This is a genomic window from Streptomyces sp. 7-21 (genome assembly GCF_016741785.1).
GTDB lineage: Bacteria > Actinomycetota > Actinomycetes > Streptomycetales > Streptomycetaceae > Streptomyces.
The window spans coordinates 58,976-74,428 of record NZ_JAERRL010000006.1 but is presented as its reverse complement, the minus strand read 5'-3'; the positions used below and the strand labels follow the sequence as shown (position 1 = coordinate 74,428).

Sequence of the window (15,453 nt, the reverse complement as noted above, 5' to 3'; positions counted from 1 at the left end):
CAGATCCCCCCCGGCAGCCGGGGCCGTGGCCGCGGCGCGCGCACGGCCCCGTCACCGCCGCAACGGCCCACCGGGGCGGTCAGCCCAGCAGGGCCGCCACGTAGGCGTTGCGGAACGTGCCCTCCGGGTCGAGCTCCCCGGTCAGCCGGCGGAAATCCGCCAGGCGCGGGTAGCGCGCCGCGATGTCAGCGGGCGCGGCCGTGGTCAGCTTGCCCCAGTGCGGCCGGGCCCCCAGCGGCAGCAGCCGCGCCTCGACCTCCGCGAGCACCGGCAGCACCGCCGCCGTGTCCTTGACCCAGGTGAAGTGGAAGGCCGCCGAGTCCCGGCCGTACGCGGGGCTCAGCCACTGCTCCTCCGCCGCGATCGTGCGTATCTCCGTGACCTGGAGCACCCCGGCGAACGCCGGCGCCAGCTCCCGCAGGGCCGCCACCGCCTCGGGCGCCGCCTCCCGCGGCACGAAGAGCTCGGACTGCAACTCCTCGCCGTGGCTGGGCGTGAACTCGGACCTGAAGTGCGGCAGCCGCTCGTGCCACGGCCCCGGCACGCCGAGCTGCTGGGTGCAGTACGTGGCCGGCATCCCGGCGATGGGGTGCCACGGCTCGCTGGCCAGCCGCCCGCCGAGCCAGCCCTCGCCCGGGTGGTCCGCGCCGTCCCGGTCGGTGCGCCGCTTCAGCACGACGGTGGCCGTGCCGTCCTCCCACCTGGTGAACGTGCTGACGCTGTAGGCCGCGCCCGACACCGCCGGGAACGACTCCCTCACCGCCTCCAGCGGCACCCCGAGGTACACCCACTGCGCCACCTCGTAGGCGGGCTCGATGTCGAGGGTGAGCGCGGTGACGATGCCCAGCGCGCCCAGGCTGACGACTGCGCCCGGGAACCGGTCCGGGTCGGCCTGGCGGTCCAGCCGCAGCAGCTCCCCGCCCGCGCCGACGATCTCCACGGCCGACACCGCCGACGCCAGGCCCGGCTGCCGGTCGCCCGAGCCGTGCGTGCCGGTCGCGACGGAACCGGCCACCGTGATGTGCGGCAGCGAGGCCATGTTGGCCAGCGCGAAGCCCTCCGCGTGCAGTGCGGCCGCGACCTCCGCGTACCGCATCCCGCCCGCGACGGTCACGCGGCGGCGCGCCGCGTCGATCTCGGCCCGCCGGGGCAGGCCGTCGGTGCGCACCAGGTCGCCGGTGGTGTCCGCGATCAGGTTGAACGAGTGCCCGGTGCCCAGGGCCCGGACCGGGCCGGACGCCTCGGCCACGAGGCGCCGCAGCTCCTCCACGGAGGCGGGACGGTGGACGCGCTTGGCGCCGAAGGTGACGTTTCCCGCCCAGTTGCGTGCGGGGGTACCGCTGTTCAGCATGGGCCCGACCGTAATACAGCCCCGGCCGCCGAGAAAGGGCCGTCCGGCCCGTCGAACCGCTCGTGACCAGGCGTTTCCCTCCGCTTACGCGGCCGTGCAGGCTCCGCCGGGGGCGCCGCGCAGCCAATATCGCTCCGGCGTACGGGCGGCCGGTCCAGCCCGTGGATGTCCATAGCTTTGGAAGCAGATGGTCCTCGGCGGCGTCGATCTCAATGGGCTTGCGAGGATCATTACCGGACTCACGGGCCCACCCGCCGGGGCTAATAGCGAGGTGCCCATGAGGCGCCGGGTGCGGCGAGGGCGCGTTCGACGGCGGTGGCAAAGGCCGCCAAGCCTGCGTCGCGGCGGCGCGGTCGCCATCGAGCGCAGCGGCGTTGACGAGGGTGGCCTGGTAGTAGGCGGTGACTCGCAGGTTGTCCAGGCTGCGGGCGGTGTGCACGCACGCCTACGCACGCCTCGAATGGCCGTCCGGCGGCGGGTGGTCGGTGGCCTGTGGTCTCCAACCGCCAACAGGCGTCAGCCCTGGCATTCCCTGCAACCGCGCCAGACCCTGATGGCGCGGCGCCGCCGTCAGCGCGATGATGCCTGGCTTGCACCGCCGCAAAGGCAGAGCCGCACTGCTGACCGCATCACGCCCGGAGCTAGTCCCTTCGACGCGTGCAACGAACGACATCGGGGGAAATGTGGGCCGGGCCGGTCCCCCGCCCGGCCCGGCGTCTCCCGGCGCTGGCATGGAAGCCCATCCCTAGGGTCACGCGCTGGTGCGCTGGAGAAAGTCCCGGACGACGGCGGTGTCTTGGTGGATGGCGAGCTGACCGCGTAGGTTGGCCAGGGTAGAACTGCCGCGTGCGGAGGCCACGCCGCCGAGCTGGCTGACGGCGCGGTGGGCGGCGTGTACGGCGGCGTCGAGGTCGCCGAGGGCGAGGTGGGCCTCGGCGGTGCGCGCTAGGCGCAGGGCCGCGGCACGGGGATAGGCGTCGTGTTCGTAGCCCTCGGCCTGGTGTGCGGCGGGGATGGCCTCAAAATGCGTCAGCGCGGTTCGGGGGTCGCCGAGATTGATGGCGTTGGTGGCTGCCCAGCTCTCCAGCTCGCCGAGGTTCACCCAGTACACCGCGTCAGGTTCTTCAGCCACATCGTGGTCGCGGGCGCGGTCGTAAGCGGCGAACGCAGCGTTTTGGGCACGGGCGGTGGCGCGGCGGTCGCCGGCCTTGGCGTAGGCGCGGGCGCGGCGCGCATGGAGGACGGCCTCCAGCCGGGGGGAGTCGAAACGCCTGGCGTGCCGGAGGGCTTCCTCAGCGAGGGCGACGGAGGCGCCGGTGCTGGCTTCGGCCACCGCCGCGCTGGACGCCGCGTACCTGGCACCGGTGGCCGGGCGGCGTCTCCATCTGACCGGGCACGGTGGAGACGTCGTTCTGGATGCCTCCAGCGCGGTGTGGCCTGACCTCGTCGCCCGTGGCAGCGCCGCGCCGCCCGCCGAGGCGTCACGGCGACGGCCCGGCGCCGCAATGCCGCCGTCCGCCCTCACTGGCGGCACGCCTGCGCACAGGCCTCCCTTACCTACCCTGAAGCTCTTCACGCCGCTGCCGACCTGGTGCTTGCGGGCAGGACGCCTGCGGCCCCGACCGGGTGGTCGTGGGTGCCACTCAGCGCGGCGTCGACCTGGCTGACCCCCACTGGCCGGGCGGTGGTCGCTGCCCGGCTGCGCCAGGCAGCTGACGCAGCTCCACCCGGGGAACTCCCAGGTGCATGGGACGACGTGACGGCGCTGCGCGTCACGGCCGCCGAGTGCCGCGACCACCACCCGCTCTGCACCGCGCTCGGCGTCAACCCCACGCATCCGTTCCTGGACAACACGGTGGTCCGCGCTGCCTTCGCTATTCCCGCCCGGCACCACCGTGTAGAGGGGCGGCCGAAAGCTTTGCTGCCGGTAGCGCTCCCTGCGCTGCCGCGCTGGCTGACCTCCCGGACGTCGAAGGGGAGTTTCGGCCCGATGCTGATCACGGGCTTGCGTCGGCATCGCGCCGCGCTGCACCGCTTGCTCGCCTCGCATCCGCTCGTGCGGGCCGGGCTGATCGATCCCGGCGCTGCCCGCGCGACGCTGGACGCGGCGGCCGATGGCAGCGCGGGTGGCCAGCTGGCGGACGTCCATCACCTGCTGGCTATCGGGTTGTGGGCTGCCAGCTGCCCGGCGGAGGCGGCCTGACCTTGCACTCGCACCCGCTGATGACCGCCGTCCGCCTTGCGGACGGCACGATCGCCGCGCTGGATGTCGTCCGCGACCGATGGCTGTGGCTTAGCCCGGACGCCGTCCATGTGCTGGACACGGTGCTGTGCCACGGCAGTACCGTCCCGCTGGCAAAGGCCCTTACCGCTCAGGGCCAGGATGAGGTCCGCGTCCGTACCGCGCTGGCCGACGCTGCGGAGGGGCTGGCCGCCGCCGGGCTGCTGCCCGCACCGCCCGGCACGAAGCCGCTCACGGAAGCTGCAACGGTGGCCGGGCCGCCTCCGCTGGCTGGACGGGTGCGGTGGCGTCACCGCCTGGTGGCCGCGGTCGGGCTGGCGGTGGCCGTTGCCGTGGTGAAGGTACTGCCCCTGTGCCGGCTGCTGGCCCTGCTTGCCGCGGTGCGGCATCTGCCGCCGGCGACGGCACGGCAGGCCGCGACGCTGCACGCCGCCGTCCTGGCTGCCCGTCCCGTGTGGTGGCCTGGCCGCTTGGCCTGCCTGGAAGTCGCCACGGCCACGACGGTCGCGGCGGCGCTGACGGGCCGCCGTGTCCACCTGGTGCTCGGCGCCAGGCCGTTGCCGAACGAGGCCCACGCCTGGGTGACTACCCCGGCCGGGAGCGCGGTCGGCGCTTATGCCCCCGACAGGCCCTGGGCCCCGGTCCACGCCGTCCCGCCCCTTCCGGACAATCACGCAAACGAGTGAACATCAGGGCGGCGGTGTTGACGCTGCTGGCTGGTGACCAGCGCCTACACCCTGCCGTGCGCCAAATTGCGTTGCCGCCTCCTCCCGGTTCTCGCGCTGATGGGGTGCATGACCACACCCACGCCCCGCCTGGCCGCCGACGCGCACCATCAGCAGGTCGTGCAGATGACGACGACCGCGGTAGCCGCCCGCTTGCCAGCCACACTCGGCCGCGCCGCGGCTCTCGCCTGGCGAGCCGACCGGCGCGCCGTCCTCGTCGTTCTCGGCGGCCAGGCCCTGGCCGCCGTGGCAGCGGCCATCGGGCTGCTGGCCGTCTCCGGCGCCCTCGGACACCTTCTGCAAGACGGCCCCGCCAGTGAGCGCGCCCGCGCCGCCGCACCGGCGCTGGCCGCCATCGTCGTCGTGCTGCTGGTGCGGTACGCGGCGGACGCGGCCGCCCGGCTCGCCGCCGCCCGCGTCGCCCCCGTATGCGTGCGCGAGGCCGACCTCGCCGTGCTCGCTGCCGCGACCAGCATGGAACTGGCCGCCTACGAGAACCCCGGCGTCGACGACGCTCTGGAAGCCGCTGGCGACGGCGCCCAGGCCATGACCGAACTCGTCGAGGACGCCCAGGCGACCCTGGCCGCGCTCGCGCAGATCGCCGCGGCGGCCACAATTCTGACCGCGCTGCACCCGGTGCTCATCCCGCTACTGGTGGCCGCCGCGCTCCCGCGTGCCGTCGCCGCGGTAGGCGCGGCCCGCACCGAGCACGCCGCCACCCACCGCACCCTGTCCGACCGGCGACTGCGCGGCACCCTGCGCGGCTACATCACCGACCGCAACACCGGCGCCGAGGTGCGCACCAACCTCATGGCGGACTTCCTCACCAGCCGCTACCGGGACATCTCGCTGCGCCTGGAGAACGAGGCCCTGGCCGCCGTCCGCCAGAGCGAACGGGTCCGTGCCGCCGGAGACCTCGCGGCGGCCGGAGCGCAGCTCGCTGCCTGGGCCACACTCGCCGCTCTCGCCGTGACCGGCCGCCTCGGCCTGGCGGCGGCCGGCTCAGCGGTAGTCGCCCTGCGCCTGGCCAACGCCACGCTCACAGCTGCCATGCGCACCGCCGCCCGGCTGTTCCGCACCAGCCTGTACCTGGACGACTGGTGCCACTTCATCGCCCTGGCCAGCCGGCACGCCACCCGCCGGGGCACCATCGCCATCCGTGACCAGGGCCCGAAACGGATCGAGCTGGACCACGTCACCTACACCTACCCCGGTACCACCACGCCAGCCGTAGCAGACGTGTCCCTGACGGCCGAACCCGGCGAAGTCATCGCGCTCGTCGGCGAGAACGGCTCCGGCAAGACCACCCTCACCCGGCTCATCACCGGCCTGTTCCTCCCTGGTACCGGCACCGTCCGCTGGGACGACACGGACCTGGCCGACGCCGACCCGGCAACCGTGTGGCGCCACGTCGCGCTCGTGCCCCAGGACTACACCCGCTGGCCGCTCACCGCCCGGGAGAACATCAACCTTGGTGCCCCGCGTCCGGAGGGCGACGCGGCGGTACACACCGCCGCCACGGCGGCCCGCGCGGACACCGTGCTCGCCGCCCTTCCCCATGGCCTCGACACCTCCCTGGCGCGGTCCTGGTGGGGCGGACACGACCTCTCCGGCGGCCAGTGGCAGCGCATCGCCCTGGCACGGGCCTTCCACCGCGACACCCAGGTCCTCGTCATGGACGAGCCCACCTCCGCCCTCGACGCCCGCGCCGAAGCCGCCCTGTTTGCCTCCCTACGGGTTCTGGCGGCCAACCGGATCACGTTCCTCGTCACCCACCGGCTAGCCAGCACCCGCCACGCCGATCGCATCATCGTGCTCGACCACGGCCGCGTGGCCGAGACCGGTTCCTACGCGCAGCTCACAGCGAAGCCCTCGGTCTTCGCTGAGCTGCTGGCCCTTCAAGAGGGACAGGATGACGCCACCGTCGCTGCCTCGGCGCGCACGGAGTGAAACCGATGCGGACGTCGCGAGCGGATCCACCCTGCCGCCCGGCCCCCAGCGCGTGCATGGCGGGGCGCCCGCTGAGGCAGGTATCCGGCTGCAAGCCCCGCCGGAACGACCGGACGTCACACGGGACCGCACGACAGGACGGACACACGTGACCGCGCACGCCGCCGAACCGGGCGACCGCTGGATCCGCCGGTTCCACCCCCGCCCCGACTGCCGCCTCCGCCTGGTCTGCCTGCCGCACGCGGGCGGCTCCGCCAGCTACTTCCACGCCATGTCCCGCCTGATGCCCCCCGGCGCGGAGCTGCTCGCGGTCCAGTACCCCGGGCGCCAGGACCGCCGCGCCGAGGAGCCCATCGACGTCGTGCAGGACCTGGCCGACGCCGTCTACGCGGCGCTGCTGCCGTTCACCGACCGGCCGGTCGCCCTCTTCGGCCACAGCATGGGCTCGCTCGTCGCCTACGAACTGGCCCGGCGGCTGGAGGCGGACGCCGGCACCGTGCCCGCCGTGCTGGCGGTCTCCGGGCGCCGGGCGCCCACCGTGACGCAGTCGGAGGACGTGCACAAGCGGGACGATGACGGGATCGTCGCCGAACTCCTCGCCCTCGACGGCACCCAGGCGCAGGTGCTGGCCGACCCGGACCTGCGGAGCCTGGTGCTGCCCGCCGTCCGCGCCGACTACCGGGCCGCCGAGACCTACCGGCACCGCCCCGGGCACCAGCTGCGCTGCCCCGTGCTCGCGCTCACCGGTGACCGCGACCCGAAGGCGGCGCCGGAGGAGGTGGCGCAGTGGCGCGAGATGACCAGCGGCCCGTTCGGCCTGCGCGTCTATCCCGGCGGGCACTTCTACCTGGCCGACCACCAGGAGCGGGTCGTGGCGGACCTCACCGGGCCGCTGCTGGCCCGCCCCCCGGCCTGACGCCCTGCCACACCCCCGGCCCTACCGGGACCCGGCGGCGGGCAGCCCGGCCACCGAGACCAGCCCGTCGGGCCAGCGCACCGTGACCTGGTGGCCGCCCGCGTCGCCCGTCACGGCCGTGATCTCGGGCAGCTCCTCCCCGGCGGCGCCGGCGTCCCCGGCCCCCGCTGCCGCTGCGCCGCGGCGCAGCGACACCACCGCCGCCAGCACCTCGCCGAGCGGCACGGTGCCGCCGGTCGCCAGCCACGGCACGGCGGTGTGGGTGCCCAGCGGGCTGGTGTCCCGTTCCACTGCCACGCCCGAGTCGGGGAAGCCGAGCAGCGCCACCACCCGCGAGACCAGCCCGCCGGCGGTGGCGGCCCGCGCCCCGGGGCCGGTGCGCGGCGGCTCGTCGGAGGAGACCGGCCAGCCGCCCAGCCGCACCTCCCGCCAGGCGGGCGGCACGGAGCCCGGGTGGTCCACGCGCGCCAGCCGGACCTCCGTGGTGCCGCGCAGCAGCGACGCGACCGTGAGCACCGGCCCGGGGGTGCTGCGCCCCGGCCTGCCCGAGCCGTGGTCGGGCACGTCCTCCTCGCCGCTGGTGTCCACCCAGCGCACCGGCCCCGACGAAGCGGCCGCCAGCACCCCGCCGTCGAGTTCGCGGGCGTACAGCGGCGTGAACCCGGCGCGGTGCGTGGCCCGTCCCGCCGTGTCGAGGACGACCACCGCGTTGTCGAGCGGATCGGCGACCGTCGGGCCGGTCTGCGGCGGCAGCGTCGCCGTCGAGTAGCCGAGCCGCGCGTACAGCGGCGCGTCGGTCTCCTCGGAGCTGGGCGCGGCGTGGTCGGTGCCGTGATTGAGCACCACCGCCACGCCCTCGTCCCGCCGGGCGCCCACCAGCCAGCCGGGCGCCGCGATCACGCGCGCCACGTCGCCGGTCTCCACCGGCAGCGGCTCCTCCGTGGCGGTCCACACCGGGTGGCCGGCGGGCAGGGCCAGACCGAGCATGCCCTTGGCGGCCCAGTACGGCGACGCGGGGCCCGAGTACGACTGCCGCATCGCGGGCCACGCCCGGTGCCAGCCCAGCGTCAGCAGGCCGTCGCCGTCCGGCGCGCCGCGGTCCGCGAAGTGCCGCAGCATGCCGCTGGCCGCCCGGCGCACCAGCCCCGGCGCGGGCCCGCCGGCGCCGGTGTAGGCGGCGGTCCACAGCGGGGCCGCGGCGGCGAAGCGGTACACCAGGCTGCGGCCCTGGAGCAGCGGTGAGCCGTCCGCGCCGACCAGGCACACCGCGTCGGCCAGGTAGCGGCGCAGGTCCGCGGCCCACGTCGCGCGCAGCTCCGGGCTGATCAGCGATCCGGTGACGTCGAACAGATCCGCCCACAGCAGCGGGTACAGGTGCAGCGCCCAGCCCGTGTAGTGGTCGTAGGCGCGCAGGCCGTCGCCGTCCGTCAGCCAGCCGTCCGCGCGCCGCAGCGAGGCGTGGACCGCCAGGTCCTCCTCGATGTCCGCGGCCGACCACGGGCCGCCCGCCTCGCGCAGGAACGACTCGACGACGATACGGAACCACACCCAGTTGATCGGCGGGTACTCCTGCCCGATCACGGTCGCCAGCCAGGCCACGGTCCGCTCGCGCACGCCCTCGTCCAGCCGGTCCCACAGCCAGGGCCGCGTCATCTGGAGCACCAGCGCGACCGAGGCGGCCTCGACCTTGGCCTGGCCGAGCACGTCGGGGCGCGGCCAGTACTCGGGCGAGCCCGGGTCGGTGCCCGCCGCCAGCCCAGCCGCGTACGTCTCCAGCAGGCGGGTCGCGACCGCGCCCTCGCCGCGTTCGCCGGTGATCCGGAAGCCCGCCAGCAGGAACGACCGGGCGTAGCCCTCCAGCGCGTCCGAGTCCGGCCCCGACCGGCTGGCGGGCCCCGGCAGCACCACGCGCGCGCCGCCGGGGGAGCGGTAGGGCTCCAGCGCGGCCAGCATCCGGTCGGCCAGCGCGGTCCAGTGCGCCCGCGTCCAGCCGGTGTACGGCGAAAGCGTCCGGTCCTCAGGCGCCGGGTCCGTGCCGTCTGTCATGCCGTCTCCGTCCTCGTGTTGCCGTGGTCGCTGTCCTTGCCGCGGTCTGCTGCGGCCGTGGGCGCGCGGTTTGTCACGCCCATACCGCCATAGCCTCCCTGGGAACCGGGTCCAGCGGCGGCAGCCCGGCCGCGTAGCGCTCCAGTTCGGTCAGCGCGGCCGCCGCCATGCGGCGCGTCTCCGAGCCGAGCGACCCGGCGATGTGCGGCGTGATCACCACGTTCGGCAGGTCGTACAGCGGGGACCCGGCGGGCAGCGGCTCGGGATCCGTGACGTCGAGGATGGCGTGCAGCCGCCCGTCCTGGCACGCCGCTTCGAGCGCGGCGGTGTCCACCAGCGCGCCGCGCGCGGTGTTGATCAGCACGGCGCCGGGCGGCAGCGCCGCCAGCTCGGCCGCGCCGATCAGGTGCCGGGTCTCCGGCAGGGCCGGGGCGTGCAGGCTGAGCACGTCGGCCTGCGGCAGCGCCTCGGCCAGCGCCACCGGCTCGGCGCCGGCCGCCCGGACCGCCGCCGGGTCGGCCACCGGGTCGACGACGAGCACGCGCGCCAGGCCGCCGTCGACCAGCAGCCGCGTCACGCGCCGGCCGATCCGGGAGAAGCCGACGAGCACCACCGTCCGGTCCACGGCGGACAGTTCGCCGCGCCGCTCCCGGTAGGACCAGTCCTCGCGGTGGCGCCGGGCGTCGGCGGCGAGGAACGGCACCTTCTTGAACGCCCACAGCACCGCCGCGAGCGTGTACTGCGCGACGGGCACCGCGTTGGCCTCCGCCGCCGTCGTCACGAGGATCCCGCGGTCGAACACCGCCGGTGAGACGTGCGCGCGCACCGATCCCGCCGCGTGCAGCACCGCCCGCAGCCGCGGGGCGCGGCCGAGCACCTCTTCGTCGAGCGCCGGGCAGCCCCAGGAGGTCAGCAGCACCTCCGCCCCGGCCAGCGCCCGCCGCGCGGCGGGGGAGTGCAGCTCGTGCACGGCCAGCGGCTCGCCGAGCGTGGCGGCCGCCCGCAGCCGGGCCAGCTCCGCCTCGCCGAACTGCGTGCGCAGCGTGGGCTCGTCCATCGCCAGCAGCGTGCGCGGCCGCCGCCCGCCCGTCACTTCACGCTCCCGGCGGCCAGGCCGGACCGCCACTGCCGCTGGAGCACGACGAACGCGGCGATCAGCGGCACCACCGCGAGCAGCGAACCGGTGATGACGAGCGGGTTGTACTGGGGGAACTGGCTCACGCGGGTGCTCCACTGGAACAGGCCGAGGGTGACGGGGAACAGGTCCGGATCGGTGAGCATCACCAGCGGCAGGAAGAAGTTGTTCCAGATGCCGACGAACTGGAACAGCAGGACGGTGACCACGCCCGGCACCATCATCGGCAGTGCCACGGTGAAGAACGTCCGCAGCTCGCCCGCGCCGTCCATCCGCGCGGCCTCCAGCACCTCGTCCGGCACGGCCGCCTCGGCGTAGGCGCGGGCCAGGTACACGCCGAACGGGTTGGTCAGCAGCGGCAGGAAGACCGCCCAGAAGGTGTCCACCAGCCGCAGGTCCGTCGCCAGCAGGTACAGCGGCAGCGCCAGCGCCGTGGTCGGCACGAGCACGCCGGTCAGCGTCACGGCGAACAGCAGCCGCCGGCCCGGGAAGTCGAGCTTGGCGATGGCGTAGCCGCAGGCGGCGCAGACCAGCGCCCCGAGCACGGCGCCGACGCCCGCGTACAGCAGGGAGTTGCGCACCCATGCCAGGAAGACGCCGTCCTCCTCGGCGAACAGGTCGCCGATGTTGGCGAAGAGATTCCAGTCGCCCAGCTCGAAGGCGCTGGTGGTGGAGAAGTCGCCCATGGACTTCGTGGCGGATGTGACCAGCCACACCAGCGGCAGCACGCTGTACAGCGCCGCCAGCACCAGCAACAGGTGGACAGCCCCCCGCGACGTCCAGCGCGAGGCGGAGGCGGGCCGCCCTCGGGCCGGGGCGGTGCGTGCCGTGCTCATCGTGACCTCCGGGCGGACAGGCGCATCACCAGCGCGGACAGCAGGGCCGAGGCCAGCGCCAGCAGGATGGATGCGGCGGCGGCGCGGCCGTAGTCGTTGCTGATGAACGCCGACTGGTAGACGTACAGGCTGGGCGTCCAGGTCGTGGTGACCGAGCTGGTGAAGTTGCCCAGCACCAGCGGCTCGGTGAACAGCTGGAGCGAGCCGATGACGGTGAACACCAGCGCCACGAACACGCTGGGCCGGATCACCGGCACCTTCACGGACAGCGCGGTGCGCACCGGGCCCGCGCCGTCCACGCGCGCCGCCTCGACCAGCTCGCGCGGCACCGTCCGCAGCGCCGTGTAGAAGATGATCATGTTGTAGCCGACCCACTGCCAGGTGCCCATGTTCACCAGCGAGAACAGCACGCCGCCGCTGCTGAACGGGTCGAACCACAGCAGGCCGGTGACCGGCCCGATGTCCGGGCTGTACAGGTAGGCCCAGATCAGGCCTGCGATGACGCCGGGCACCGCGTACGGCAGGAACACCGCGAGCGACCACACCTGCCGCAGCCGCACCACCGCGCTGTCGAGCAGCAGCGCCAGCACCAGCGCCGCGCCCAGCATCACCGGCACGTGCACCAGCGCGTACCGGGCGACGTTGGCCACGCTCTCCCGGAAGGCCGCGTCGCCCAGCACGTCGGCGTAGTTGCCGAACCACACGAACACCTCGCGCGGCCCGTCGAAGCCGAGCCCCGACAGCCGCTCGGTGAACAGGCTCAGGTAGAGCGCGTAGCCGACCGGCACCAGCACGGTGCCCGTCAGCAGCAGCGCGAACGGCCCGGCCAGCAGCGCGGCGGCGAGCGCGGGGCGCCGCCCGCTCCGCCGCCGCGGCGGCTCGGGGCTGCCGCCCGTCTCGTCAGTCCCGGCGCGCGCCGGGGACACCACGGTCACGCGGTCCTCCCTTCCGTGGCGGCATCGCGCACCGCGAGGCCGCGTTCCCGCATGTCGGACACCGCGGCGTCGTGCACCCGCCGCACGGCCGCCGGGATCGAACCGCTGCCGGCGGCCACCCGGCCCAGCTCGTCGGCGGTGACGGAGAACATCCCGAGCGCGTTCGGCCCCCAGGTCCACTCCGGCACCCGCTCAGCCGCCTCGTCCAGCACGTCGTAGACCGGCTCGCCGACGAAGTAGTCGCTGGTGAACGCCTCCCGGGCCACCTCGCGGCTCGGCAGGTAGGCGGGGAACGGCGAGGTGAACGTCGAACCCACGCGCGGCACTTCGGGATCGGTGCTCAGCCAGCGCAGGAACGTCAGCGCCTCCTCGGCCACCCCCGACTCGGCCGAGATGCCGAAGGCCGTGCCGCCCTGGATGCCGTTGGCGGGCTCACCGCCCCACGTCGGCATCGTCGTGACCGCCCACCGTCCGGTGTCGTCGGGGATGGACTTGTTCAGCGTCCCCACGCTCCACGACGCGCCCAGCAGCCCCCACAGCCGGCCCTGGTGCACCGCGCCGATCCACTCCTGGGTGCCGGTGGGCATGGAACGCACGAGGCCGGAGGAGATCATCTCCTGCCAGAACTCGGCGGTCCGCAGCGTGCCCTCGCTGGCGATGTCCACGACCCACGTCTCGTCCTCGATGCGCCACCACTGCTGGCCGGTCTGCCAGCACATCCCGGCAAAGAACGACCCGTCGTTGAGCGGGAACGTCGTGATGCGCGCGTCCGGGTCGGCCTCGCGCACCGCCTGCGCGGCGTCGCGGAACTCGTCCCAGGTCTGCGGCACCGGAATGCCGTGCTCGTCGAAGAGATCCTTGCGGTAGTAGAACGCCATCGGCGCCAGGTCCATCGGCACCGCCCACGTCCGGCCGTCCGGCCGGACCCCGCGCCAGGCCGCCTCGGAGTAGCCGCTGGCCAGGTCGGCCATGTCCGCGGTGAGTTCGCGCAGGCCGCCGCTGACCATGATCTGCACCAGGCCCTGGTACTCGACGTGCAGGATGTCGGGCGCGTTGTGCGCCTTGATGGCGTTGGTCTGCTGGGCGTAGCCGCCCGACAGACCCGCCGCGATGACGCTCAGCTCGACGTGGATGTCGCGCTGCGCGGCGTTGAACGCGGCGACGTACTGATCCATACCGGTCATCCACGACCAGATCCGAACGGTCGTGGCCCCGGACGCGGCCTGCGACGAACAGCCCGCGAGCCCTGTGCCGCCCGCCGCGAGGGCCGCCGCCCCCGCCGAGGCGCGCAGGAACGTCCGGCGCGAAACGCCGGTACGACGTGCCATGGCTGCCTGCCTCCCCTCTCTTCTCGTCCCGGTACGGGTGGTGCAGGCAACTCCAACCTGTGCGAGAGTGCGTGGTCAATCAGTCCGAAGCGCATCGATCAGAATCGATCGGAAACGATACGAGCGGAGGGTGACCGACCATGCTCGCCTCGCGACGGCACGAGATCATCCTGGCCGAGGTGCGACGGCACGGCACCGTGCGGCTGGCCGATCTGGTCGAGCGGCTCGGCGTCTCGGCCGTGACCGTGCGCCGCGACGTCACCGCCCTCGCCGACCGCGGCCTCGTGGTGCGGGTGCACGGCGGGATCACGCTGCCCTACACCGCCGACCAGCGCGCTCCCGTCCCCGGCGGCACGCTCGTCGGCATGGTCGTCCCCTCGGTCGAGTACTACTGGCCGCACGTCGTCCAGGGCGCCCAGGCCGCCGTCGCCGCCGCCGGGGGCCGCCTGGTGCTGCGCGCCTCCAGCTACGACCCCGCCGAGGACCGCCGCCAGATCACCAAGCTGCTGGAGCGCGGCGTGCGGACCGTGCTCGCCGCGCCCACGGTCGCCGGGTCCGCCGGAGCCGACCTGCTGCGGTGGCTGGGCGGCCTGCCCGTCCCCGTCGTGCTCGTCGAGCGCCTGCCGCCGCCCGAGCTGCCCACGCTCGCCCTGGACGCCGTCACCACCGCGCACAGCCTGGGCGCCGGCCTGGCCGTGCGCCACCTCGTCACGCTGGGGCACCGCTCCATCGCGCTGGTCACCACCCGCTCCAGCCCCACCACCCGCGCCCTGCGCGCGGGCTGGCGCGAGACCACGGCCGAGCTGGGCCTGGTGCCCCCGGAGGGCATGGCGGCCCTCGATCACGAGGTCCCCTCCTACGGTTCCCCCGGCTGGGCCGCCGCCTACGACGACGTCCTCGACCGCTGCCAGGACCAGGGCACGGCGGCGCTGCTGGTCCACTCCGACCGCGAGGCGATCGGCATGGTCGAGCGCGCCCTGGACCGCGGCATCGCCGTGCCCGGCGAACTGGCCGTCGTCTCCTACGACGACGAGGTCGCCGCCGCCTCCGACCCGCCGCTGACCGCCGTGCGCCCCGACAAGCACCGCCTCGGCACGGTCGCCGCCGACCTGGCCCTCACCCGGGCCGCCACCACCTCGGTCCACCCCGTCCACCGCGTCCAGATCTGGCCGACCCTCGCGGTGCGCGACTCCTGCGGCGCCTCCCGGCCCTCTCTCTGACCACCGGGGCGGCCGGCCTGCCCGCAGGCTTGGTATGGTGGGGTCATACCGCTGTCCGGGTGGCGGAATGGCAGACGCGCTAGCTTGAGGTGCTAGTGCCCGTTTAAGGGCGTGGGGGTTCAAGTCCCCCTCCGGACACTCGAAAGACCGTGTCTGGCCCGCGGTTTCTCTCTCGGTGAGGGTTCTAAGAGGCCCTTACATGGCCAACCGCGTGGCCAACGGATGATCTTGCTGGATCAGGCGACCGTGGCCAGCCCCGATGCGGGCGGCGCTCACGGTGGCCAGCTTCTTCGCTGAGTCGGCCCGGCGGCAACCTCATCAAGGGTGAGCATCGTGGGCAGGGCTGGCTCCTCTCAGCGTCTCGGACCAGACTTCCGCTCCGTCGCGCCACACGACGCGGGTCACTCCGGCTGCTTCGAGCCGTGGCAGGCACCGGCAGCAGGTTTCGCGGGTGACGTAGACGGTGCCGCCGCCGAGGTCTTCGCGGCGGGCGTGGAGCAGTGGGGAGGCGCCTGCGGAGTACCGGACCTCGACCGCGGCGTTGTGTGCGCAGATCCATGCATCGCCCAGGGGCGTTCTTACGTCATCGGCGACCTTGGACAGGCCGGGCAGTCGGCGAGGCCGGCTTTGGTGAGCTTGTGGACTCGGGTGGCGAAGGAGGTCACCGGGATGGGCGGTCGGACGAGCCAGGTGCCGGCTGCCCCGGCGTCGAGGCTTCCGTCTCGGATGGGGGGGAGGACCGTGACCTCTGCCAGGTCGGGAGGGATCG

The 15,453-nt window shown here is 74.2% G+C and carries 12 protein-coding genes and 1 tRNA gene; 6 read left to right on the top strand and 7 right to left on the bottom strand.

Going from position 1 to position 15,453, the window contains the following annotated elements; genetic code table 11:
- Window positions 1-79: 79 nt before the first annotated feature.
- Window positions 80-1,351, bottom strand: a complete 1,272-nt coding sequence (locus JK356_RS09655) for an FAD-binding protein (protein ID WP_201867205.1) — start codon at window positions 1,349-1,351, stop codon at window positions 80-82.
- Window positions 1,352-2,102: 751 nt separating this feature from the next.
- A complete protein-coding gene (locus JK356_RS09650) occupies window positions 2,103-2,684 on the bottom strand; it encodes a hypothetical protein (protein WP_201867204.1) in 582 nt (193 codons plus the stop codon).
- A 423-nt stretch (window positions 2,685-3,107) separates the two neighbouring features.
- Here JK356_RS09650 and JK356_RS09645 point away from each other — a divergent pair, with 423 nt between their 5' ends.
- From JK356_RS09645 to JK356_RS09630, 4 genes are all read left to right on the top strand, one after another.
- Window positions 3,108-3,554, top strand: a complete 447-nt coding sequence (locus tag JK356_RS09645; protein WP_201867203.1) for an asparagine synthase-related protein — start codon at window positions 3,108-3,110, stop codon at window positions 3,552-3,554.
- 20 nt (window positions 3,555-3,574) lie between these two features.
- Window positions 3,575-4,279: a lasso peptide biosynthesis B2 protein gene (locus JK356_RS09640; protein ID WP_201867202.1), complete on the top strand. Its 705-nt coding sequence runs from the start codon at window positions 3,575-3,577 to the stop codon at window positions 4,277-4,279.
- Window positions 4,280-4,387: 108 nt separating this feature from the next.
- A complete protein-coding gene (locus JK356_RS09635) occupies window positions 4,388-6,268 on the top strand; it encodes an ATP-binding cassette domain-containing protein (protein WP_201867201.1) in 1,881 nt (626 codons plus the stop codon).
- A gap of 148 nt (window positions 6,269-6,416) precedes the next feature.
- On the top strand, window positions 6,417-7,184 hold the full coding sequence (locus tag JK356_RS09630; protein WP_307815503.1) for an alpha/beta fold hydrolase: 768 nt from the start codon (window positions 6,417-6,419) through the stop codon (window positions 7,182-7,184).
- Window positions 7,185-7,205: 21 nt separating this feature from the next.
- Here the strand turns inward: JK356_RS09630 and JK356_RS09625 are convergent, their stop codons facing one another.
- The 5 genes from JK356_RS09625 to JK356_RS09605 all read right to left on the bottom strand — a co-directional run bounded on the left by JK356_RS09625 (window position 7,206) and on the right by JK356_RS09605 (window position 13,464).
- Window positions 7,206-9,230: a DUF2264 domain-containing protein gene (locus JK356_RS09625; RefSeq protein ID WP_201867199.1), complete on the bottom strand. Its 2,025-nt coding sequence runs from the start codon at window positions 9,228-9,230 to the stop codon at window positions 7,206-7,208.
- Window positions 9,231-9,303: 73 nt separating this feature from the next.
- On the bottom strand, window positions 9,304-10,287 hold the full coding sequence (locus JK356_RS09620) for a hydroxyacid dehydrogenase (RefSeq protein ID WP_201867198.1): 984 nt from the start codon (window positions 10,285-10,287) through the stop codon (window positions 9,304-9,306).
- A 32-nt stretch (window positions 10,288-10,319) separates the two neighbouring features.
- A complete protein-coding gene (locus tag JK356_RS09615) occupies window positions 10,320-11,201 on the bottom strand; it encodes a carbohydrate ABC transporter permease (protein ID WP_201867197.1) in 882 nt (293 codons plus the stop codon).
- Entirely contained in the window at window positions 11,198-12,127 is a 930-nt protein-coding gene (locus JK356_RS09610; protein ID WP_201867403.1) for a carbohydrate ABC transporter permease, read from the bottom strand. Before JK356_RS09610 ends, JK356_RS09615 begins: the two co-directional genes overlap by 4 nt.
- A gap of 5 nt (window positions 12,128-12,132) precedes the next feature.
- Window positions 12,133-13,464, bottom strand: coding sequence for an ABC transporter substrate-binding protein (locus tag JK356_RS09605; RefSeq protein WP_201867196.1), 1,332 nt, complete (start codon window positions 13,462-13,464; stop codon window positions 12,133-12,135).
- 140 nt (window positions 13,465-13,604) lie between these two features.
- Between JK356_RS09605 and JK356_RS09600 the strand changes: the two genes are divergently transcribed.
- Together JK356_RS09600 and JK356_RS09595 are read left to right on the top strand one after the other, a co-directional pair.
- Window positions 13,605-14,684, top strand: coding sequence for a substrate-binding domain-containing protein (locus JK356_RS09600; protein WP_201867195.1), 1,080 nt, complete (start codon window positions 13,605-13,607; stop codon window positions 14,682-14,684).
- A gap of 53 nt (window positions 14,685-14,737) precedes the next feature.
- Window positions 14,738-14,822 (top strand) — tRNA-Leu (locus JK356_RS09595).
- The last annotated feature ends 631 nt before the right edge of the window (window positions 14,823-15,453 follow it).

Excerpts from the sequence above, each read along its gene's own strand:
- JK356_RS09620 (WP_201867198.1), bottom strand. The coding sequence starts at position 10,287 with ATGGACGAGCCCACGCTGCGCACGCAGTTCGGCGAGGCGGAGCTGGCC.
- JK356_RS09625 (WP_201867199.1), bottom strand. The coding sequence starts at position 9,230 with ATGACAGACGGCACGGACCCGGCGCCTGAGGACCGGACGCTTTCGCCG.
- JK356_RS09640 (WP_201867202.1), top strand. The coding sequence starts at position 3,575 with ATGACCGCCGTCCGCCTTGCGGACGGCACGATCGCCGCGCTGGATGTC.
- JK356_RS09600 (WP_201867195.1), top strand. The coding sequence starts at position 13,605 with ATGCTCGCCTCGCGACGGCACGAGATCATCCTGGCCGAGGTGCGACGG.
- JK356_RS09655 (WP_201867205.1), bottom strand. The coding sequence starts at position 1,351 with ATGCTGAACAGCGGTACCCCCGCACGCAACTGGGCGGGAAACGTCACC.
- JK356_RS09605 (WP_201867196.1), bottom strand. The coding sequence starts at position 13,464 with ATGGCACGTCGTACCGGCGTTTCGCGCCGGACGTTCCTGCGCGCCTCG.
- JK356_RS09615 (WP_201867197.1), bottom strand. The coding sequence starts at position 11,201 with ATGAGCACGGCACGCACCGCCCCGGCCCGAGGGCGGCCCGCCTCCGCC.
- JK356_RS09635 (WP_201867201.1), top strand. The coding sequence starts at position 4,388 with ATGACCACACCCACGCCCCGCCTGGCCGCCGACGCGCACCATCAGCAG.